The sequence below is a fragment of the Streptococcus mitis genome (genome assembly GCF_000722755.1).
GTDB classification, from domain to species: Bacteria; Bacillota; Bacilli; order Lactobacillales; family Streptococcaceae; genus Streptococcus; species Streptococcus mitis_CM.
Window position 1 is genome coordinate 145,970 of sequence record NZ_JPFY01000015.1, and the last position, 22,312, is coordinate 168,281.

The following is a 22,312-nucleotide window of genomic DNA, read 5'->3' on the forward strand; positions in this document are numbered from 1 at the left end:
AAGGTAAAAACTAGTTACATTTTTTCCTTGTTTTTCTTCTGATTATAGTTTTTATTTCTTGCTGAGAATTTCAAGCGTTTCGAGCAAGTTATCTGCATGAACTTCGATGGTGTCACCAGTCGCTTTAATCTTCACTTCTACGATGCCATCGGCTGCTTTTTTACCAACAGTGATACGGATTGGCAATCCAATCAAGTCACTGTCGCTAAATTTAACTCCCACACGTTCGTTGCGGTCATCCGTCAAGACTTCGTAACCAGCTCCCATCAAGCTTGCTTCAAGCTTTTCTGTCAAAGCTTGCGCTTCTTCGTCCTTGACATTGACAGTGATCAAGTGAACATCAAATGGCGCCAATTCTTTAGGGAAATTGATTCCCCAAGCGTAACGGTATTCACCTTTTGGCGTTTTATTAACAAAGAGGCGAGCGTGTTGCTCCATCACTGCTGAAAGGAGACGGCTGACACCGATACCGTAACATCCCATGATAATTGGCACAGCACGGCCATTTTCATCCAAAACATCTGCTCCCATGCTTGCTGAGTAACGAGTACCGAGTTTGAAGATGTGACCAATTTCGATACCACGCGCAAAGTTAAGGACACCTTGCCCGTCTGGGGAAATTTCACCCTCACGGACTTCACGAATATCCACATATTCTGCAGTAAAGTCACGACCTGGGTTCACACCAGTCAAGTGGTAGCCATCCTCGTTAGCACCCACAACTGCATTGCGAACATCTTGCACCTTACGGTCTGCAATGATTTTAACATTCTCTGGTAAACCAACTGGGCCAAGTGAACCAAATCCTGCTTGAACAACACTTGCCACTTCTTCTTCGCTAGCAACGTCAAAGAAATCTGCTCCCAAATGGTTTTTCAACTTGACTTCATTGAGCTGGTCATTTCCAACTAGAAGGGCTGCAACAAGCTCCCCATCTGCCATATAGAAGAGGGTTTTGATCGTTTGTTCTTCTGGAACATTGAGGAAGGCTGCCACTTCATCAATTGATTTAACATCTGGTGTTGCGACACGAGTCACTTCTTCTTCAGCGACAACACGGTTGCTTGGTTTGTACTCGTTTGTTGCCATTTCCAAGTTAGCTGCATAGCTAGACTCACTTGAGTAAGCAATGGTATCTTCACCAGAAACCATCCATTTGAGCAATTCTGCCTTGATTTCTTCTTGCACTTCTGCAGGAATTTCATCAAATGAGGTAACTGACTTGTCCAAAACAACCCATCGGTCAAGGTCTGTACGAGCAGGTGTAATAGCCATAAATTCTTGGCTGTCCTTACCACCCATGGCTCCACCGTCACCGATGATAGCCTTGAAATCTAAACCACTACGAGTGAAAATACGCTCATAAGCAGCCTTGTACTCATCGTAAACACTGTCCAAGCTATCATAGTTAGCGTGGAAACTGTAAGCATCTTTCATGATAAACTCACGTGTACGGAGTAGTCCATTACGTGGGCGTTTTTCATCACGATACTTAGGCTGGATTTGATAAAGGTTAAGCGGCAATTGCTTGTAAGACTTAACAGAATCACGGACAATAGCTGTAAAGGTTTCTTCGTGAGTTGGACCTAGGATAAAGTCTGATTTTTCACGGTTTTTTAGTTTGTAAAGGTCTTCACCATAAGTTTCATAACGACCTGATTCGCGCCACAATTCTGCACTAAGAAGGGCAGGAGCCAACATCTCAACGGCACCAATCTTGTCGAATTCTTGGCGCATGATGTTTTTAGCTTTTTCAATCACACGGTTAGCAAGTGGTAGGTAAGAATAAACGCCTGCTGAAACTTGGCGAACATAACCAGCTCGCAACATAAGAGCGTGGCTGATAACTTGAGCATCGCTTGGCATTTCGCGAAGCGTTGGGATAGGCATTTTACTTTGTTTCATAATATTCCTCGATTATCTAAAAAAGAGTCGCATGATGTCATTCCAGGTCACAGCAATCATCAAGACAACCATGATGACCACTCCGGCCAAGGTGACATAGGTTTCAATTTCTTGTTTCAATGGTTTGCGGCGAATGGCTTCTAGGATATTGAGCACAATCTTACCACCATCCAGGGCTGGAATCGGAATAAGATTAAAAATCCCAATATTGATGGAAATTATTGCCAAGAAGTACAAGACATTCTCAATTCCATTTTTAGCAGCATCACTACTTGCCTTAAAGAGGGCAACAGGTCCACCTAGCTTGTTCAAATCCGGTTGGAAAATCAGATTTTTCAGTGCTGAGAGAATTCGGAGGGCCGAGTCAGCAGCAGTTGTAAAACCACCTACAAACATAGATACAAAATCTGACTTAATCCCCGGTTGAACACCTAGAAGGTAACGGCCTTGACTTTCTTCCGGAGTAACAGTGACTTGTTTGTCACTACCCTTTTCAGAAATAGTCACATCCAAGGTCGGGGCCGTCTTATCTTTGGTTTCTGATTCCACAGCCTGAATCAAACTTTCCCAGTTGCTAACCTCATGTGAGCCAATTTTGGTAATTTGTGCCGTTTCTGGTACTCCCACCTTAGCCAAGGCCCCTTGGGGCATAATATGGAACTGGTTGGTATCGACATCTCTGACACCACCCTGCATGAAGATTAAAATCCAGAAAACAACAACCCCTAAGATAAAGTTGTTCATAGGGCCTGCAAAATTAGTAATGAGTTTCCCCCAGATAGTCGCATTTTGATATTGAACATCTAAAGGTGCAATCCGAACCTCAGTACCGTCTGCTTCCACAACCGTTGCATCGTGATCCACTGCAAATGTTTTTTCTTCTTCCAGAACCAGTCCTTTGATAAAGAGCTTGTCTTCAAAGTCAAATTGGGTCACCTGCATAGGAAGAGCTGTTTGATCCAATTTTTTACCTGAGAGATTGATGCGTTTAACCTTACCATCATCAGTAAGCGTCAAACTGACAGGAGTTCCTGTCTTAATTTCAGTTGTATCATCACCCCAACCGGCCATACGGACATAGCCACCCAGAGGCAAGATTCGAATGGTATAGGCCGTCCCGTCCTTGCCAATATGAGCAAAGATCTTGGGTCCCATGCCAATGGCAAATTCACGCACTAGAATCCCTGATTTCTTGGCAAAGTAGAAGTGTCCGAACTCGTGCACCACTACAATAATCCCAAAAACCAGAATAAAGGTTAAAATTCCGAGCATAGTATTTCCTCCGTCTTTTGATTAAAAGAGTCCAAATAAGTGCATGATTGGAAATACAAGCAACATACTATCAAAACGATCCAAAACACCACCATGTCCAGGGATAAATTTCCCAGAATCCTTGACACCAAAATGACGTTTGATCGAACTTTCTAGTAAATCACCAAATTGTCCAGCAATGCTAAAGAAAATAGCAAAGACCGACATCTTGTAAATTCCATACGGAAGAGCAACTGTTCTGTCAAACATCATAAAGATGATGGTTACTAAAATAGCGCCTAAAATACCACCCAAGGCACCCTCAAAGGTTTTATTTGGAGAAACCGTTGGAGCCAGTTTCCGTTTCCCAAAGTTCATCCCAGCAAGATAGGCACCACTGTCTGTCGCCCAGACGATACACAAGGCCAAGAGAGCCTTATCTAAACCTGCAACGCGAGCATCTAGTAAAGCATTAAATCCAAAGCCAACATAAAAACTCATAGCAAGAGGAAAAACCGCATCCTCAATCGTATAAGACTTGCTAAAAACGGTCGTTCCTAACATGATTGAAATCAACACACTATAAGCAACAACATTCCCATCAACTGGTAAAAAAGTCAGGTAATTCTCCAAAGGAATGGTCAAGGCAAAGGTTGCAAAGAGGGTCAAGAGGCCCTCCATCGTCATGGTCTCTAGACCTCTCATCTTCAAAAGTTCATGCATGGCTAGCATGGCTATGATTCCAATTGCTATCTGAAGCAAGAGTCCACCAATCATTAAAATTGGTAGGAAAATAGCCAGAGCAAGCCCTGCAAACAAGGTTCTTTTCTGTAAATCCTGTGTCATATTTCCTCCTAAACTCCTCCAAATCGGCGTTGTCGACGATTGTAGGCAAGAATAGCTTCCTGCAAGGCCACCTCGTCAAAATCAGGCCACAAGGTATCCGTAAAATAGAGCTCACTGTAGGCTCCCTGCCATGGAAGGAAATTGCTCAAACGCAATTCTCCACTAGTACGGATAATCAAGTCTGGATCTCGTAAGTCCTTAGGTAAATGCTGGGTAAAAAGATAATTACCAATCAATTCCTCTGTGATGTCGCCTGGGTTGATTTTGGCATCTAACACATCCTGGGAAATCAATTTAAGAGCTTGTGTAATCTCAGCACGTCCACCATAGTTGAGGGCAAAATTAAGAATCAAACCGGTGTTGTTCTTAGTCAATTCCTCAGCCTTAGTCAGAGCTTCAAAGGTTTGCTTAGGTAGGCGGTCCGTTTCCCCAATCATTTGAATCTTAACATTATTGGCATGCAATTCCGGGACATAATTGTCATAAAACTCTACTGGCAAGTTCATGATAAACTTGACTTCCTGATCTGGACGGGTCCAATTTTCCGTAGAAAAAGCATAGACCGTAATCACCTTAACGCCTAGTTTGTTGGCTGCCTTGGTCACAGTTTGCAACGCTTCCATGCCCGCCTTATGTCCGAAGACTCGCGGTTGCATACGTTTTTTAGCCCAGCGGCCATTGCCATCCATGATGATGCCGATATGAGCAGGAACCTGTGTCGGAACCTCTACTTCCACAGCCTTATCTTTCTTAAAAAATCCAAACATGATCTTATTCCTATTCAAAAATCTATCGTTTCATTATACCATATTTCCCTATTTTCTTCTATCACTAAGCTATTTATACTCTTCGAAAATCAAATTCAAACCACGTCAGCTCTATCTGCAACCTCAAAACAGTGTTTTGAGCAACCTGCGGCTAGCTTCCTAGTTTGCACTTTGATTTTCATTGAGTATTATTCTCAGGCACAAAGCCCATTTCCAAAAAAATAAGCCGCCTGATTGGGCGACTTTATTTTTTTATAGGGAGATTATTATGAAAAAGTTTTAGGAGTTTAAGTTAAGGTCTTCTTAACTTATGGACTTAGTATACACTTCCTAGCTTAAAGTTTCCTTAAGTATTTTTAAAAATCAAATTTTTCCATTTCTCCTGCCACTTTTTCTTGGATAGACGTATTTGGTAAAGTTCCATTCGGTCTTCATTTTCTATGAAATGAGGAGTTGGACGAACTTGAAAATTCAAAATATCCTCGAGACCATAAGGTGAAAAGAGTTCCAAAGCGGATTCTTCATTCAAGCGCCGTACACCGTTCTGGATACTTACTCATAGCATCACGGGAACTGCTATAGGGAGCAGTATGAGGGCTATACTGGTGCATATAGACCTGATTTTTCAATTCCCACTGATACTGAGGAAAGTCCTCTCGCAGCTTTTTCTCCAGTAATAAAGTTTCCTCATAAGAAATATCCGGATCAAAGAAAATGACATCCACATCTGTTTCACAGTCAAAAGGTGATTTGTCTGACAAGAGATTCCAGATAAAATTTCTGACAGAACCTGCTGCCAACCACGAGTCTTTCAGACCATGGTTTCGGATGATCGTCAGAATAGCCATCATATCCGAATTTTCTCTAAAAGCCTCTAGAATTTCTTTCTTATTTTTCACTATATTCATAACCCAAATGCTCATATGCCTTAGCAGTCGCCACCCGTCCAGACCGTGTCCGCATGATAAAACCTTTTTGGATTAAGTAAGGTTCATACATGTCTTCGACAGTCTCGCGCTCTTCGGCGATATTCACGGAAAGAGTTCCTAAGCCGACAGGACCACCACCGTACATCTCAATCATGGTGCGAAGGATTTTTTGATCCACATAGTCCAGACCTTCATGGTCAACATCCAGCATGGTCAAAGCCTTATCCGTAATAAGATCATCGATAGTCCCATTCCCCATAATCTGGGCAAAATCACGCACGCGCTTAAGGAGACGATTGGCAATACGGGGAGTTCCACGACTACGCAGGGCTAACTCAGACGCTGCCTCATGAGTGATTTCCATCTCAAAAATATCTGCCGTCCGCTCAACAATTTCTGTCAAGTCAGCATGGGCATAATACTCCATATGACCTGTAATCCCAAAACGTGCCCGTAAAGGATTGGAAAGCATACCAGCTCGAGTCGTCGCACCAATCAAGGTAAAAGGTGGCAACTCCAAATGAACACTGCGACTGCCTTCACCAGCCCCAATCATGATATCGATGTAGAAGTCCTCCATGGCGCTATAAAGCACCTCTTCCACTGACATGGGCAAACGATGAATCTCATCAATAAAAAGGACATCCCCAGGCTCCAAGTCATTCAAAATCGCTACCAAATCACCAGCTTTTTCAATGACTGGGCCAGAAGTTTGCTTAAGATTTACGCCCAGTTCATTGGCAATAACAAAAGCCATCGTCGTTTTCCCGAGACCTGGAGGCCCAAATAAGAGGACATGATCCAGCGCTTCATCTCTCATTTTAGCAGCTTCGATAAAGATTTGGAGCTGATCCTTGACCTTATCCTGCCCAATATATTCACGTAAGTACTGAGGACGGAGCGTGCGTTCTACTAACTCCTCATCCCCCATTATCTCATTACCTAAAATTCTACTCATGACTCTATTATATCAAAAATCCAAGCCACAAACAAAAAAGCCACCCGATTGGGTGACTCCTGAGTTTAGCACTTATGTTGTATAATATTATACGGCACTTCTACACCGCCTACGAAAAGAGGTAAGATAGCCCATGATGGAATTAGTACTCAAAACTATCATCGGACCAATTGTGGTCGGTGTCGTTCTTCGATTAGTCGATAAATGGCTAAACAAGGACAAATAGTGTCAAAAAAGACCCTAAGCTTAATGTGGAAGTTAGCTTGGGGTCTTTTCTAGCCTATGATATAGAACTAGTACTCAATTCCTTTTTATTATCCTACAGTTCACAAAATTTGTCAAAAGTTTATATTCTCGGCTTTTCAAGCTCTAACCGCTGTACAACAATATGATGACTCACTCCTTGAAAACCAAGAGCATTATTACAGCAGTTCTAGTTCTTCAATTAACAGTCACTTACATTCAAAGTGAGGTTGAAGTAGATGAAGCTACAACAGACCTATTTCTTAATCATATTCGCTAAAAAGATCCCCGCCAATTCCCCGACCAAAATCCGAAAAATATCGAAAAATTATTTTTAGAACAGTCCCAAAAAGCCTGAAATAGAGCAAAAAAACTCCACCTGATTGGGTGGAGTTAAGGGAGATTATTATGAAAAAGAAAAGTTTAGGATTTTATTAAATAAAGTTAGGAGGTCTTTATTTAATAACTATATGATACAAGACGAAGCTTAAAACTAGCTTAACTTTTCTCATATTTTACTATTTTGCAAAAAATTTCTATCACCATCACCTACCTACGAAAAAAGCCACCTGATTGGGTGACTTCATTAGGAGATTATGATGAGAAAAGTTTTAGGATTTCATTAAATAAAGTTAGGAGGTCTTTATTTAATGATTATATAATACTAGACCAGTCTTAAATTTTGCTTAAGAAAAACAAGTTTTATTATTTTTCTCGATTCATCCAAGTCATTCCTATACAATTATAGGTGGATAAGATTTCAAAGCCCATAGAACGATAGAATCCCAAGGTTCTTTCTGTCTGGTCTGTCACCAGCTGGACTTGATAGGCATCTTTGTAATCCTCTAAAGCCTCTTTCATCAAGGCACTACCAATCCCTTGGCGCTGATAGCTAGGCAAAACAATTAAATCCTGTACAAAAACTGATGAGAATCCATCTCCAACCAAGCGAATCAAGCCCACCACAGCATCGCCATCAAGCGCCACATAAATCACTAATGAATGAGATAAGGCCTGCTCCAGCATCTCTGGTTGATGGGTATAATTTGTCCAACCGACAGCCTGATAGAGATGCAAAACATCCTCTAGCTTGACAATTTCTTGCTTTTTAATAGTAATCATCTCAACACCTCTTAAAGCTCTCTCAAGCTCTTGTACTGCTGTCCATTTTTATCAAAGTTTTCAGGAGTCAGCCATGCTTCCAAACGAGATTTGACTTTGGGCCAGTCCTTATCAATCATAGACAACCAATCCGTATCCCTCGTACGCTCCTTATAAACCACTGCCTGACGGAAGGTTCCTTCATAAATAAAGCCCAAACGTTCCGCTGCTCGTCTTGATGGCAGGTTAAGAGCATCGCATTTCCACTCATAGCGACGATAGTGGAGTTCTTCAAAGACATAGCAAGCCAAGAGATACTGAGCTTCTGTCCCTATCCGTGTCCCCCTAAGTTCTGGAGAAAAAGTAACAGCTCCCACTTCTATCACTCGGTTATTCTGATCAATGCGCATGAGAGAAAAAGTTCCCAAAGCCTTACCAGTTGCCTTGTCTATGATTGCATAGTAAAAATGGTCCTTACGAGTCAACATCTGATTTAAAAGGCTGACCAGTTCCTCCATGCCTGCTACTGGCTCCTGAAAGAGGTAGGTCCACATCTCCCGAGGCGTATCAGGACCATAAACAGCTAGCAAATCCTCCGCATGCTTCTCCACTGAAAGAGCTTCTATTCGAGCATAACGCCCTTCTAAGAAATCAATAGAAGGCAATTCACCTGGAGTATAACCTTCCATTGACTCCCCAATCATCTGACCATATTCGTTTACTGGCATTTTTCTTCTCCTTGTTTCGCTTTTCAAACTTTATAGTTGCCCATAGTATATCATACTTTCATAAGAAGATTCAAAAAATCCCCCAGATTCTACTCTGAAGGATTCATTTCTTATTTCACAACAATATTAACGAGTTTAGTTGGCTTCAATAGTCCAGTGGACTATTGAAGGTGGCAGATAGGGTTAATAAATTCGTTATTTAACGACGATATTAACAAGTTTATTAGGTACCGCAATCACTTTCACAATTTCCTTACCGTCAATTTCTGCTTTGACTTTTTCATCAGCGAGAGCAATTTCTTGTAATTCTTCGCGTGATAGGTCTTTAGCGACCATGAGTTTGGCACGGACTTTACCTTTGATTTGGACAACGATTTCAATTTCGTCTTCAACCAATTTGCTTTCGTCCCATGTTGGCCAAGCCACGTAAGAGATTGACTCACCTGTTGCTGCAACTGTTTGCCAGAGCTCTTCTGCCAAGTGAGGCGCAAATGGAGCAATCAATTGGATAAAGCCTTTAGCGTAGTCTACATAGAGCTTATCTTCCTTGTTAGCCGCATTGACAAAAACCATAAGTTGGGCAATAGCTGTGTTGAATTTCAATGATTCGATTTGCTCTGTGACAGCTTTGACTGTTTCGTTGTAAACCTTGTCAAGAGCGCCATTGTTTTCCGCAAGGATTTCTTTACTTGTAATCAAACGGTAAACACGGTCAAGGAACTTACGACTTCCTTCCAGACCTTCTTCTGACCAAGCAATCGAAGCATCAAGGGGACCCATAAACATTTCATAGACACGAAGGGTATCAGCACCATATTGTTCCACCACATCGTCTGGGTTAACAACGTTCTTGAGGGACTTAGACATCTTGGCAGGCGCTTGCTCCAACTCTTCTCCTGTTTCCACATGGAAGAAAGAACCGTCACGTTTTTCAACCTTGTCAGTCGCCACAAGAGCCCCACGGTGGTCACGATAGCTTGTTCCCAAAATCATTCCTTGGTTAAAGAGTTTTTGGAATGGTTCCTTAGTCGGAACAACACCGAGGTCATAGAGGAATTTATGCCAGAAACGAGCGTAAAGCAAGTGAAGAACGGCATGCTCTGCACCACCCACGTAGATATCTACTGGCAACCATTGTTTGAGGAGGTCCTCATCAGCCAATTTCTCAGTATTGTGTGGATCGATATAGCGGAGGTAGTACCAGCTTGAACCTGCCCATTGTGGCATAGTATTAGTCTCACGACGACCTTTGACACCATCTTCACGAGTCACTTCAAGCCAGTCTGTCAAGTTAGCTAGTGGACTTTCACCAGTACCTGAAGGACGGATGTCCTTGGTTACAGGCAAGACAAGTGGCAATTCACTTTCAGGAACAGCTGTTGAAGTTCCATCTTCCCAATGAATGATAGGAATTGGCTCACCCCAGTAACGTTGACGGCTAAAGAGCCAGTCGCGGAGACGGTAGGTCACCTTCTCTTGTCCACAGCCTTTTTCTTCCAACCAAACCACAATCTTGGCAATAGCGTCTTCTTTGTTGAGTCCATCTAGGAAGTCTGAATTAACGTGAAGGCCATCTTCTGTGTAGGCAACTTCTTCAACGTTTCCACCTTCAAGTACTTCGACGATTGGAAGGTCAAATTGTTTGGCAAATTCCCAGTCACGTTGATCGTGGGCAGGAACAGCCATTACCGCACCTGTCCCATAGCTAGCAAGAACATAGTCTGCAATCCAGATTGGAATTTCCTTGCCATTGACAGGGTTGATAGCATAAGCACCAGTCCAAACCCCTGTTTTTTCTTTGGCAAGGTCTGTACGAGCCAAGTCAGACTTGAGGCTAGCTTGGTGTTTGTAGTCTGCTACTGCTTCTGCTTGCTCTGGACTTGTGATAGCGTCAACCAATTCATGCTCAGGAGCCAAAACAGTGAAAGTAGCACCGAAAAGGGTGTCCGGACGAGTAGTAAAGACTGTAAATTCCTTGTCTGTTCCTTTTACTTTGAAAGTTACATTAGCACCAGTTGACTTCCCAATCCAGTTGCGTTGCATGTCCTTGATAGACTCTGGCCAGTCAAGTTCATCTAAGTCATTAAGCAGACGCTCCGCGTAGGCTGTGATTCTGAGCATCCATTGGCGCATTGGTTTGCGGACAACTGGATAACCTCCACGCTCAGATGTTCCGTCAGGAAGAACTTCTTCGTTAGCGATGGCTGTTCCCAACTCTTCAACCCAGTTTACTGGCACTTCAGCTTCATAGGCCAAGCCTTTTTCGTAAAGCTTAGTGAAAATCCATTGCGTCCACTTGTAGTAGTTTGGATCTGTCGTGTTAACTTCACGATCCCAGTCGTAAGAAAATCCAAGCGCATTGATTTGGCGTTTGAAGTTGGCAATGTTCTCAGCTGTAAATTCTGCTGGGTCATTACCAGTATCCATAGCGTATTGCTCTGCAGGCAAACCAAAGGCATCCCAACCCATTGGGTGAAGGACATTGTGGCCTTGCGCACGTTTGTAACGGCTGAGGATATCGGTTGCGGTATAACCTTCTGGGTGTCCTACGTGCAGACCCGCTCCAGACGGATAAGGGAACATATCGAGAGCATAAAACTTAGGTTTTGATGCGTCTGTTCCTGTCTTAAATGTATGATGTTCTGCCCAGTAGCCCTGCCACTTAGGCTCAATTTCTTTATGATTGTAAAAACTCATGGTCTCTCTCCAATTTTGTGATGTTACTATTATACCATTTTTGAGGGAATTTGAAAGACGAGAAATGTTCTTTTGGTCTTGTATGCCAAGAAAGACCGAATCGCAAATCCAGCTTATGTAACAGTATAAAAAATTAGCCCCCGTTTGGAGCTAACTTCTATCAATTATTTTTCTCTAGCATCTTCTCACGTCCTAGTTCTCGGTAACTACGGTCACCAACAACCTCAACGCTAAACTGGCCGTCCTCATATTCAAGTATCGTCACGCTACCATTATCTAGACCATGCGGATGCATGCCATTAATCAGATAAACAATGGTTCCAATGGTCATTCCGTGACTGACAACGAGAGCGTTGCCCCCACCTTGTTCTTCCATTTCTTTGGCAATCGCTTCAAAACCTTCCTTGATTCGGCCACTGAGTTTTTCCCATCCTTCAGCCCAACCAGCTGTATCGACCTCTACCAAACCCTCAGCCAGTTCAGCATAAGACAATTGGTGAACGTGGTCAACATTAAAGATGCGAGGAATAATACCCATGAAAAGATCACCATCGTAGGCTCCATCAAAGCTACCAAAACACCATTCTCTGATACGCTTGTCCATGCGATAAGGGATTTTCCCTTGCAATCCAAGTTCTTCAAGGATGATTCCCATTGTCTGAATGGTGCGCCCTGAATCACTGGAATAAGCACGTTCAAACTGTAAACCAGATTCTCGCAAACCGATTCCTAATTCTTGAATCCCTCGCTCACCTTCAGCTGTTAAGGGAGTATCGCTCCAACCTTGCGCGCGACCAATCGTGTTAAACATAGTCTTGCCATGACGTACCAAATACAATCGTACTTTTACCATTTTCCGTCCTCCGTTTGCTTCTATTATATCATGGATGATAAAACAAAAGCCACCCATACAGGCGACTTTTGCAGGAGATTATTATGAAAAAGTTTAGGAGTTCTATTAAATAAAGATATTAGATGAAAATCAAATTCAAACTAAATCAGAGTTATCTGTTTCAAATAATATTAGGAGGTCTTTATTTAATGATTATAGTATACACATCCAACCTTAAATAGAACTTAAAATTTCTCTTATTTTTTTAATTTTTAAAACTATGAATTGGTGCTGGGATTTGTCCTCCACGAGAGATGAAATCAACAGACGAAGCCCCATTGACTTTCATTACTGGAGCCGTACCTAATAGGCCACCAAATTCAATCATATCGCCTTCTTTTCCTTTGGGAATGATACGTACAGCTGTTGTTTTCATGTTAATGACACCAATTGCAGCCTCATCCGCAATCATGGCGGCAATGGTTTCAGCAGGAGTATCTTCTGGGATGGCAATCATATCCAAACCAACGGAACAGATAGCCGTCATAGCTTCTAGTTTTTCTAAATTAAGAGAGCCATTTTGCACTGCAGCAATCATTCCTTCATCCTCTGAAACAGGGATAAAGGCACCAGACAAACCACCGACTTGGTTGCAGGCCATAACTCCGCCCTTCTTAACTTGGTCATTCAAGAGAGCCAAGGCAGCCGTCGTCCCATGCGTACCAACTGTTTCTAGCCCCATTTCTTCAAGGACACGTGCAACAGAATCTCCAACCGCAGGAGTTGGCGCCAAACTCAAGTCCACAATACCAAACTCCACACCTAGTCTCTCACTGGCCATTTGACCAACCAATTGACCGATACGAGTGATTTTAAAGGCAGTTTTCTTAACTGTTTCGGCTACTACATCAAAGCTCTGTCCACGAACTTTTTCCAAGGCACGTTTTACCACACCAGGACCAGAAACTCCGACATTGATGATAACATCTGCCTCCCCAACACCATGGAAGGCACCCGCCATAAATGGATTGTCCTCAACAGCATTAGCGAATACAACCAACTTGGCCGCTCCCATATCTGAAAGATTTGCCGTTTCCTTGATAATTCGTCCCATATCTGCCACAGCCGTCATATTAATACCAGACTTGGTTGAGCCGATATTGACTGACGAGCAGACCTTGTCCGTTTCAGCCAAAGCTCGAGGAATAGAATTGATGAGAATCTCATCTCCCTTTTGATACCCTTTTTGTACCAAGGCAGAGAAACCACCAATAAAGTCCACACCAATCTCTTTCGCAGCCTTATCAAGCGCTTTTGCCAAAACTACATAGTCTGTTGCATCTGTCGCTGCCCCAATCAGAGAAATAGGAGTCACCGATACACGCTTATTAACGATAGGAATTCCCAACTCAGCTGCAATTTCATCGCCAACAGCCACTAAATTAGTTGCCTTGGTCGTAATCTTTTGATAAATTTTCTCCGCAGCACGATTGATATCTGGATCAATACAGTCCAAAAGGGAAATGCCCATGGTAATAGTCCTGATATCGAAGTTTTGTTCCTCAATCATAGCAATGGTTTCAGTAACTTGTCTAATATCCATGTGCGCCTCCTAGATATTATACATAGCTTCGAAAATGGCTGCACTCTGAATATTAATTTTTACATTCAAAGTTTCCCCAAAAGCTTCAAATTCATTACGAAGACATGTAAAATCTTGCTTTTCATCACTAGAGACGACAGCCATCATTGTGAAGTATTCATCCAAGACAGTTTGAGAGATATCATCAATATTCAAACCTAATTCTGCAATTTTACCAGAAACACCTGCAACAATTCCAGATTTATCTTTACCAATAACAGTTATAATCGCTTTCATAAGCAAACTCCAATTCTTCTTTTAATAGGAAACCTGAACATTAAACAGGATTCTTTTCAAATAGTATAGCATAATTCTAACTAAAATACTCAAAAACGCCTGCTTACGAAGTTGTTCTTAAGCAAAAAACAATTTCGTAAACAAGCGTCTACTATCCCAACTTATGATGAGTGTTCCCGCTAGGACCGAAATCCTAGCGGTAGACCAGAGCTAGACTAAGAGCACAAGACTCCATCATCATAACACTCAACAAAATTGATGATTTTATACTAATTCGATGATCGCCATTGGCGCTGCATCACCACGACGTGGTTCAGTTTTAAGGATACGAGTGTATCCACCGTTACGTTCAGCATAACGAGGTGCGATTTCTGAGAACAATTTTTGAAGTGCTGTAGTAGAAGTGTACTTATCAGTTGCTTCATCATAGTTTTCAGATGCGATTTCATTACGTACGAAAGCAGCTGCTTGACGACGTGCATGCAAATCACCACGTTTACCTAGAGTAATCATTTTTTCAACAGTTTTACGGATTTCTTTAGCACGAGCTTCAGTTGTCACGATTGATTCGTTGATCAAAAGGTCAGTTGTCAAATCGCGAAGCATTGCTTTACGTTGTGAGCTAGTGCGTCCTAGTTTACGGTAAGCCATGTATTCCTCCTTTATTTATCTTTTAATCCAAGACCCAAATCAATGAGTTTGAGTTTCACTTCTTCCAAACTCTTGCGTCCAAGATTTCGTACTTTCATCATCTCTGCTTCAGATTTTTCTGTCAAATCATGCACAGTATTGATACCGGCACGTTTCAAACAGTTGTATGAACGCACAGACAAGTCCAGTTCCTCAATCGTACGATCCAAAATACGGTCGTCAGATTCAGTATCAGCTTCTTTCATCACTTCAGTTGACTTAGCAATCTCAGTAAGATTTGTAAACAAATCAAGATGTTCTGTCAAAATACGTGCTGAAAGCCCTAAAGCATCTTCTGGAATAATTGTTCCATTTGTCAAGATTTCAAGGGTTAATTTGTCAAATCCATCATTGCTACCTACACGAGCAGGTTCCACTTGATAGTTGACTTTTGTAACTGGTGTATAAATAGAATCTACAGCAAGTGTTCCAACTGGTGCATTATCTTTTTTATTTTCATCAGCAGGTACATATCCACGACCACTGTTAACAGTCATAGTCGCTTTTAGAGAAGAACCTTCACCAATTGTAAAGAGATAATGATCTGGATTTACAATTTCAATATCGCTATCTGTCAAAATGTCACCAGCTGTTACTTCAGCAGGACCTTCAACATCCAGTTCGATGATTTTTTCGTCTTCAACGTACGATTTCACTGCAATTCCTTTAATGTTCAGAATGATTTGCATCACGTCTTCACGAACACCTGGAACTGTGTCAAATTCATGTAACACACCATCAATATTGATAGATGTCACAGCTGCTCCTGGTAGAGAAGCTAGAAGTACACGACGAAGAGAGTTACCAAGAGTTGTACCGTAGCCACGTTCAAGTGGTTCGATTACAAACTTGCCATAATCTTTATTTTCATCAATTTTTGTTATATTTGGTTTTTCAAACTCGATCATTTAGTTACTCCCTCTTAAACGAAAAGCAGTGTAATGCGATGATTATACACGGCGACGTTTTGGAGGACGAGCACCATTGTGTGGCACTGGAGTCACATCACGAATTGCTGTTACTTCAAGACCAGCGGCAGCAAGCGCACGAATAGCTGACTCACGACCAGAACCTGGACCTTTTACAGTAACTTCAACTGATTTAAGACCGTGTTCTTGTGCAGATTTAGCAGCAGCTTCAGAAGCCATTTGAGCAGCGAATGGTGTAGATTTACGAGAACCTTTGAAACCAAGAGCACCAGCTGATGACCAAGCAATTGCATTACCATGCACATCAGTAATCATAACAATAGTGTTATTAAATGTAGCGTGAATATGAGCAATACCAGATTCGATATTCTTTTTCACACGACGTTTACGTGTTGGTTTAGCCAAGACTTTTACCTCCTATATTATTTTTTCTTACCAGCAATCGCAACAGCTTTACCTTTACGAGTGCGAGCGTTGTTTTTAGTATTTTGTCCACGGACAGGAAGTCCACGACGGTGACGGATACCACGGTATGAACCGATTTCCATCAAACGTTTGATGTTCAAGTTTACTTCACGACGAAGGTCACCTTCAACTTTGATTGCATCCACTTCACGACGGATAGCATCTTCTTGATCTGATGTAAGATCACGTACACGAACATCTTCTGAGATTCCAGCAGCAGCCAAAATTTTCTTAGATGTTGCAAGTCCGATACCATAAACATAAGTCAATGAGATTACTACGCGTTTGTCATTTGGAATGTCAACTCCAGCAATACGAGCCATGTTTTCTCCTTTCTATCTTATCCTTGACGTTGTTTGTGTTTTGGATTTGCTGGGCAAATTACCATAACACGACCATTACGACGAATAACTTTACAGTATTCGCAAATTGGTTTGACCGATGGTCTTACTTTCATTTCTTATCCCTCCAAGTTTTTCGATTATTTAAAGCGGTAAGTGATACGTCCACGTGTCAAGTCATATGGACTCATTTCGACAGTAACACGATCTCCCGCTAAAATACGAATATAGTTTTTACGAATTTTACCAGAAACTGTTGCTAAAATCTGATGTCCATTTTCAAGTTCAACCGTAAACATTGCATTCGGCATTGTATCAACTACTTTGCCTTCAACTTCAATCACATCGTCTTTTGCCACGCAAAAGCACCTCCATAAATTTCGATTCGATGCCTCTAGACACAGAGACAACAATTATAAGTCAGACTATCTCAGTATAACATTTGTAGCGGATTTTTGCAAGTGTGAAAAACGCTTTATTTCAAATTTGTCAATACTTTTTCGATATCTGAGAAGACATCATTGATATCTTGATTACCTTCGATGTCATGAACCAAACCTTTGGCACGGTAGTGAGCAATGATTGGTTCTCCTTGAGCAATATTCACATCCAAACGACGTTTCACTGTCTCAGGTTTATCATCTTCACGTTGGTAGTAATCTTCTTCTTTATAGTCAACTGGTGGGTTAAAGACCTTGTGGAAAGTTTCTCCAGTTACGCGGTGGATGATACGACCACTCAAACGTTCCAAGAGGCTGTCAGGATTCACTTCAATGTTGATGACACCTTCTAGTTCAATGCCAAGTTCAGCCAATGTTTTGTCCAAGGCATGAGCTTGTTCGATTGTACGTGGGTAACCATCCAACAAGAATCCTGTTTCTTTAATATCATCTTGTGAAAGACGTTCTTTTACGATTCCATTTGTAACTTCGTCAGGAACCAATTCACCCTTGTCAATGTATGACTTAGCAAGAACACCCATTTCAGTTTGATTTGCCATTGCAGCGCGGAACATATCACCTGTTGAGATATGTGCAACATGGAATTGTTCTACGATTTTTGCTGCTTGAGTTCCCTTACCTGCACCAGGTAAGCCCATAATCAAAAGATTCATGATTTGATCTCCTTATTTTATTTTTAAATAGAAGCAAAAATTCTTTTCACCCCTATTTAAAAACAAAATAGAAGAGGGGAGACCAAACTCTCACAAATGTTAGAGTTAAACCTCCACTCCCTCAGCATTTACTGATTCCGTAAATACTTTTATTCTGTTCTGTCCATGAAACCAACATACTTACGTTTCAATAGGTAACCTTCCAATTGTTTGATTCCTTCAATACCTGTAGAGATAATGATCAAAAGACTAGTTCCTCCAAAAGCAACTGCCTCTGAAAGTCCGAAAACATCTTTTGCTACGATCGGTAAAATAGAAATCACACCAAGGAAGAGAGAACCAACAGTGGCAAGACGACGAAGAAGTTTAGACATATATTCTTCTGTACCTTTACCAGGACGAACTCCGTGGATATAGGCCCCGCTCTTTTGTAGGTTTTCTGCCGCTTTTTCAGGATTAATCTGTACAAACGTATAGAAGAATGTAAACAGAATAATCAATAAAGCATACATGGCAATACCAGTTGGTGAAGTTGTTGCCAGCATTTCTTGTGCTGTTCTTACCCAAGCCCAATCATGACCTGTAGCGCTTAAAAACTGAAGAATAGCCGCAGGCGCTGCAGTAATCGAACTTGCAAAGATAACAGGGATAACTCCAGCAGGGTTTACCTTCAAAGGAAGGTAAGAGCTAGATGGAGCACCTTGTGCAACCTTAGTATATTGGATTGGAATTTTGTATTCTGCTTGTTGAACATAAGTTGTAAAATAAATGATCAGCAATACAGTAATAATCAAAATGATTACGAAAATGATAGATGAGTTGATACGGCTACTTGGGACGTTCACAAAGTAGTCCACATAGATGCCCTGAATCATCTCTGGAATTGAGGCAACAATCCCGGCAAAGATAATCATAGAAACACCATTTCCGTATCCCTTATCTGTAATTTGCTCTCCCAACCACGTCACAATCATGCTACCAGCTGTTAAGATGATACCAATCATGATAAAGACTTGTGGTGTAAGAGCTGTTTTCAACAATTGAGCTCCAGCCAAAGTATTAAAACCAGCTGTAATCCCGATAGATTGCACAAAGGCTAGAACAAGAGCAATATAACGAGTAGCTTGATTTAATTTTCTTCGACCTACTTCCCCTTGTTTACCCCACTCTACAAATTTGGGTAAAATATCCATTTGCAAGAGTTGGACAACGATAGAGGCTGTAATGTAGGGGCTAACACCAAGAGCAAAAACTGAGAAATTTTTCATGGCATTCCCTGAGACCAAGCTCAACATGTTTAAGAAGGATAATCCACTTAAAGCATTCAAGCTATTGGCATTCACACCAGGAACTGTAATGCTAGTTCCGATACGAAAGACCAAGACGATAAAAATTGTAAATAAGATTTTTGATCGAACCTGCTTGACTTTAAGAGCTTCTCTTAATAATTTAAAAAACATAGGTCACCTCTCTTAGATGACTTCTACTGAACCACCTTTAGCAGTGATAGCTTCTTCAGCTGATTTAGAGAATTTAGCTGCTTTCACAGTCAATTTCTTAGTCAACTCACCGTTACCAAGAATTTTAATACCTGATTTTTCAGCTTTAACAATTCCTGCTTCGATAAGAACAACTGGAGTAACTTCAGCACCATCTTCAAAGACGTTCAATTGGTCAAGGTTCACAATTGCGTATTCTTTAGCGTTGATGTTAGTGAATCCACGTTTTGGAAGACGACGGAACAATGGAGTTTGTCCACCTTCAAAACCAAGGCGAACTCCGCCACCGCTACGAGCTTTTTGACCTTTTTGACCACGACCAGATGTTTTACCGTTACCTGATGAAGTACCACGACCAACGCGGTTACGTACTTTACGAGAACCTTCTGCAGGTTTCAATTCATGAAGTTTCATTTTTATTTTCTCCTCTTTTGTAAAATGCTAGCGCCGATAAGGGAGAAAAGGTTGTCTCCCCCATCAACTCGCCTATACGACGTCATCATAGATGACTATATCTAGTTTTAGGGGATGGTATAGTGCACATCCCCTAAAAATTCATTAGTTTACTTCTTCAACTGTTACCAAGTGAGATACTGCTGTGATCATACCACGGATAGCAGCGTTATCTTCTTTAATAACAGAGCTGTTCAATTTGCCAAGTCCAAGTGCTACAACAGTTTTACGTTGTGATGGAATGCGTCCGATTGGAGACTTAGTCAAAGTAATTTTAATTTGAGCCATTTTATCCCCTTTCTTATGCCAAATCAGAAACTGAAATACCACGAAGGGCAGCAACTTCTTCAGCGCGTTTCAATTGTTTCAAACCTTCAACAGTTGCACGAACAATGTTGATTGGAGTGTTAGAACCAAGTGATTTAGATGTAATATCTGCCACACCTGCCAATTCCACAACGGCACGAACTGCACCACCAGCGGCAACTCCAGAACCTTCTACAGCAGGTTTCAACAATACTTTAGCTCCACCGAATTCTGAAAGAACTTCGTGTGGGATTGTTGTTCCAACCATAGGAACTTCAATCAAGTTTTTCTTAGCATCTTCTACTGCTTTACGGATTGCTTCTGGAACTTCTTGAGCTTTACCAGTACCAAATCCTACGCGACCGTTGTGGTCACCAACAACAACAAGAGCTGCGAAACGAAGACGACGTCCACCTTTAACAACTTTTGTAACACGGTTGACAGCAACTACGCGTTCTTCTAATTCAACTGCATTGTCTTTAAATGCCATTTTCTAGTGTCCTCCTATTAGAATTTCAATCCGTTTTCACGAGCTGCATCAGCCAAAGCTTTCACACGTCCGTGATATAGATATCCACCGCGGTCGAACACCACTTCTGAAATACCTTTAGCGTTTGCACGTTCTGCAACGAGTTTACCGACAGCAACGGCTTGTTCAGTTTTAGTTCCTTTTGAAACTTCTTTGTCAAGAGTTGAAGCACTTGCGAGCGTTACACCCGCTACGTCATCAATCACTTGAGCGTAGATGCCTGTATTAGAACGGAATACGTTCAAACGTGGGCGATCAGCAGTTCCAGAGAGTTTTCCGCGAACGCGACGGTGGCGTTTTTGGCGGAGTTTGTTTTTATCTGGTTTTGAAATCACAGTTTTCACCTCTTTAGTTTTAAATCGTGTGCTATGCACAAAGTTGGAAAATAAGTTGTTGGTTGAGAAGCAACCACTCAACATTATTTACCTGTTTTACCTTCTTTACGGCGAACGAATTCACCAACGTAACGGATACCTTTACCTTTATATGGTTCTGGTGAACGAAGGCTACGTACGTAAGCAGCTGTTTGACCAACTACTTCTTTTGAAATTCCGCTAACAACAATTGTTGTTGGGTTTGGAAGTTCAAAAGTAATTCCTTCTGGAGCTTCAACTTCGTCTGGATGAGATTTACCAACAGCCAAAACAAGTTTAGATCCTTGAAGTTGTGCACGGTAACCAACCCCGCGCATTTCAAGTTCTTTCTTGAATCCTTCTGATACACCAACAACCATGTTGTTCAAAAGGGCACGAGTAGTTCCGTGGATAGTTTTCATTTCTTTTGAATCGTTTGGACGGTGAAGAGTTACTTCAGTACCTTCCACACGGATTTCAATATCTTTTGAGAACTCACGAGTAAGTTCTCCTTTAGGTCCTTTTACAGTTACAACGTTGTCATTGTTAGTGAGTTCAACACCAGCAGGCAACACGATAACTTTATTACCAATACGTGACATGTTTATTTTCTCCTGTTAAATTGTCAGGCCAGAACGGCCAGTTTTCACGGGGTTCAGATACTTATTTAGTTCAAGAGCTGAACTGAACACGCTCTAACGAGCTTTGTATCTTGATTTGAGTTCGAGCTAAGAATTTGGTGAAAAAGATAAGTTTGTCTTGGAGCATCGCTCCTGCTACAAACTTCCTATTTTCACTGCATTCTTTTAACGCTCTCACATCATCAATTACCAAACGTAAGCGATAACTTCCCCACCAACATTCTTTTGGCGTGCTTCTTTATCAGTAAGCAAACCTTCAGAAGTTGAAAGGATAGCAATTCCAAGTCCGTTAAGAACTTTTGGAAGGTCTTCACGTTTTTTGTAGACACGAAGTCCTGGTTTAGAAACACGTTTCAAGTTAGTGATAACTTTTTCACCGTTTGGTCCGTATTTAAGGAATACTCGGATGATGCCTTGTTTGTCATCTTCGATGATTTCAACGTTTTTTACAAAACCTTCGCGTTTAAGGATTTCAGCAATCCCTTTTTTGATGTTTGATGCAGGTACTTCAAGTACTTCGTGTTTAGCTTGGTTAGCGTTACGAATACGAGTTAGGAAGTCTGCGATTGGGTCAGTCATAACCATTTTGTTTTTCTCCTCTTACTAGTAGTTTGCAAGTTGCACTTGCTAGTTAATACATGATACAAAGAGCGTAACAGCACGAGCAAAAATAGGCAATTTGATGCAGGAGCGATGCTCCAAAGCAAATTGGTCTTTTTTGCCAAAAGCTGTAGCTCGTGTTCAAATTGGCAAATCCAACTGAACCCGGGCTAAACTCTGTGTGAAAAAGATAAACTTTCCTAGAAACTTCAGTTTCTTCGTCAAGTTTCCTATTTTCACTTGGAGTTTTGACGCC

26 protein-coding genes and 1 pseudogene are annotated in these 22,312 nt (G+C 41.5%); 1 reads left to right on the forward strand and 26 read right to left on the reverse strand.

Going from position 1 to position 22,312, the window contains the following annotated elements; genetic code table 11:
• Positions 1-51: 51 nt before the first annotated feature.
• From SK578_RS09100 to ruvB, 6 genes and pseudogenes are all read right to left on the reverse strand, one after another.
• A complete protein-coding gene (locus SK578_RS09100) occupies positions 52-1,905 on the reverse strand; it encodes a proline--tRNA ligase (protein ID WP_042751734.1) in 1,854 nt (617 codons plus the stop codon).
• Positions 1,906-1,917: 12 nt separating this feature from the next.
• On the reverse strand, positions 1,918-3,177 hold the full coding sequence (gene rseP, locus SK578_RS09105; protein WP_042751735.1) for an RIP metalloprotease RseP: 1,260 nt from the start codon (positions 3,175-3,177) through the stop codon (positions 1,918-1,920).
• A gap of 21 nt (positions 3,178-3,198) precedes the next feature.
• A complete protein-coding gene (locus tag SK578_RS09110; protein ID WP_042751736.1) occupies positions 3,199-4,002 on the reverse strand; it encodes a phosphatidate cytidylyltransferase in 804 nt (267 codons plus the stop codon).
• Between the two features lie 8 nt (positions 4,003-4,010).
• Complete coding sequence (locus SK578_RS09115; protein ID WP_042751737.1) at positions 4,011-4,769, reverse strand: isoprenyl transferase; 759 nt, start codon at positions 4,767-4,769, stop codon at positions 4,011-4,013.
• 346 nt (positions 4,770-5,115) lie between these two features.
• Positions 5,116-5,677, reverse strand: a pseudogene (locus SK578_RS09120) (nucleotidyltransferase family protein).
• The gene (ruvB, locus tag SK578_RS09125) at positions 5,658-6,656 is read right to left on the reverse strand and encodes a Holliday junction branch migration DNA helicase RuvB (protein WP_284697406.1); all 999 of its coding nucleotides are present in this window, start codon (positions 6,654-6,656) and stop codon (positions 5,658-5,660) included. Before ruvB ends, SK578_RS09120 begins: the two are co-directional and overlap by 20 nt.
• A gap of 133 nt (positions 6,657-6,789) precedes the next feature.
• Between ruvB and SK578_RS09130 the strand changes: the two genes are divergently transcribed.
• On the forward strand, positions 6,790-6,882 hold the full coding sequence (locus SK578_RS09130) for a type I toxin-antitoxin system Fst family toxin (protein ID WP_000970382.1): 93 nt from the start codon (positions 6,790-6,792) through the stop codon (positions 6,880-6,882).
• Positions 6,883-7,604: 722 nt separating this feature from the next.
• Here SK578_RS09130 and SK578_RS09135 read toward each other — a convergent pair.
• The 20 genes from SK578_RS09135 to rpsH form a co-directional block, all read right to left on the reverse strand.
• Positions 7,605-8,021 (reverse strand): GNAT family N-acetyltransferase, encoded by a 417-nt coding sequence (locus tag SK578_RS09135; RefSeq protein ID WP_042751739.1) that lies wholly within the window; start codon positions 8,019-8,021, stop codon positions 7,605-7,607.
• 11 nt (positions 8,022-8,032) lie between these two features.
• Complete coding sequence (locus SK578_RS09140; RefSeq protein ID WP_042751740.1) at positions 8,033-8,728, reverse strand: GNAT family N-acetyltransferase; 696 nt, start codon at positions 8,726-8,728, stop codon at positions 8,033-8,035.
• 195 nt (positions 8,729-8,923) lie between these two features.
• Complete coding sequence (gene leuS / locus SK578_RS09145) at positions 8,924-11,425, reverse strand: leucine--tRNA ligase (protein ID WP_042751741.1); 2,502 nt, start codon at positions 11,423-11,425, stop codon at positions 8,924-8,926.
• 160 nt (positions 11,426-11,585) lie between these two features.
• The gene (locus SK578_RS09150; RefSeq protein ID WP_042751742.1) at positions 11,586-12,278 is read right to left on the reverse strand and encodes a histidine phosphatase family protein; all 693 of its coding nucleotides are present in this window, start codon (positions 12,276-12,278) and stop codon (positions 11,586-11,588) included.
• 244 nt (positions 12,279-12,522) lie between these two features.
• Positions 12,523-13,860, reverse strand: coding sequence for a PFL family protein (locus tag SK578_RS09155; protein WP_042751743.1), 1,338 nt, complete (start codon positions 13,858-13,860; stop codon positions 12,523-12,525).
• Positions 13,861-13,869: 9 nt separating this feature from the next.
• Positions 13,870-14,136, reverse strand: a complete 267-nt coding sequence (locus tag SK578_RS09160; protein ID WP_042751744.1) for an ACT domain-containing protein — start codon at positions 14,134-14,136, stop codon at positions 13,870-13,872.
• A gap of 264 nt (positions 14,137-14,400) precedes the next feature.
• Positions 14,401-14,787, reverse strand: a complete 387-nt coding sequence (gene rplQ, locus SK578_RS09165) for a 50S ribosomal protein L17 (RefSeq protein WP_000331493.1) — start codon at positions 14,785-14,787, stop codon at positions 14,401-14,403.
• Between the two features lie 11 nt (positions 14,788-14,798).
• On the reverse strand, positions 14,799-15,734 hold the full coding sequence (locus SK578_RS09170) for a DNA-directed RNA polymerase subunit alpha (RefSeq protein WP_000568988.1): 936 nt from the start codon (positions 15,732-15,734) through the stop codon (positions 14,799-14,801).
• A 42-nt stretch (positions 15,735-15,776) separates the two neighbouring features.
• On the reverse strand, positions 15,777-16,160 hold the full coding sequence (gene rpsK / locus SK578_RS09175) for a 30S ribosomal protein S11 (RefSeq protein WP_001118385.1): 384 nt from the start codon (positions 16,158-16,160) through the stop codon (positions 15,777-15,779).
• 17 nt (positions 16,161-16,177) lie between these two features.
• Positions 16,178-16,543, reverse strand: coding sequence for a 30S ribosomal protein S13 (gene rpsM / locus SK578_RS09180; protein ID WP_000090781.1), 366 nt, complete (start codon positions 16,541-16,543; stop codon positions 16,178-16,180).
• A 17-nt stretch (positions 16,544-16,560) separates the two neighbouring features.
• Positions 16,561-16,677, reverse strand: a complete 117-nt coding sequence (gene rpmJ, locus SK578_RS09185; RefSeq protein ID WP_001808836.1) for a 50S ribosomal protein L36 — start codon at positions 16,675-16,677, stop codon at positions 16,561-16,563.
• 24 nt (positions 16,678-16,701) lie between these two features.
• Positions 16,702-16,920, reverse strand: coding sequence for a translation initiation factor IF-1 (gene infA / locus SK578_RS09190; protein WP_001029883.1), 219 nt, complete (start codon positions 16,918-16,920; stop codon positions 16,702-16,704).
• 116 nt (positions 16,921-17,036) lie between these two features.
• Positions 17,037-17,675, reverse strand: a complete 639-nt coding sequence (locus tag SK578_RS09195) for an adenylate kinase (RefSeq protein ID WP_001050436.1) — start codon at positions 17,673-17,675, stop codon at positions 17,037-17,039.
• Between the two features lie 149 nt (positions 17,676-17,824).
• Complete coding sequence (gene secY, locus SK578_RS09200; RefSeq protein ID WP_000465403.1) at positions 17,825-19,135, reverse strand: preprotein translocase subunit SecY; 1,311 nt, start codon at positions 19,133-19,135, stop codon at positions 17,825-17,827.
• Positions 19,136-19,147: 12 nt separating this feature from the next.
• Positions 19,148-19,588 (reverse strand): 50S ribosomal protein L15, encoded by a 441-nt coding sequence (rplO, locus tag SK578_RS09205; RefSeq protein ID WP_000766087.1) that lies wholly within the window; start codon positions 19,586-19,588, stop codon positions 19,148-19,150.
• A gap of 144 nt (positions 19,589-19,732) precedes the next feature.
• On the reverse strand, positions 19,733-19,915 hold the full coding sequence (rpmD, locus tag SK578_RS09210; RefSeq protein ID WP_000057241.1) for a 50S ribosomal protein L30: 183 nt from the start codon (positions 19,913-19,915) through the stop codon (positions 19,733-19,735).
• Positions 19,916-19,928: 13 nt separating this feature from the next.
• The gene (rpsE, locus tag SK578_RS09215) at positions 19,929-20,423 is read right to left on the reverse strand and encodes a 30S ribosomal protein S5 (protein WP_000874204.1); all 495 of its coding nucleotides are present in this window, start codon (positions 20,421-20,423) and stop codon (positions 19,929-19,931) included.
• A gap of 17 nt (positions 20,424-20,440) precedes the next feature.
• A complete protein-coding gene (rplR, locus tag SK578_RS09220; RefSeq protein ID WP_000624044.1) occupies positions 20,441-20,797 on the reverse strand; it encodes a 50S ribosomal protein L18 in 357 nt (118 codons plus the stop codon).
• Positions 20,798-20,880: 83 nt separating this feature from the next.
• Positions 20,881-21,417, reverse strand: coding sequence for a 50S ribosomal protein L6 (gene rplF, locus SK578_RS09225; protein WP_000086640.1), 537 nt, complete (start codon positions 21,415-21,417; stop codon positions 20,881-20,883).
• 225 nt (positions 21,418-21,642) lie between these two features.
• Positions 21,643-22,041, reverse strand: coding sequence for a 30S ribosomal protein S8 (rpsH, locus tag SK578_RS09230; RefSeq protein ID WP_000245504.1), 399 nt, complete (start codon positions 22,039-22,041; stop codon positions 21,643-21,645).
• Between the last annotated feature and the right edge of the window lie 271 nt (positions 22,042-22,312).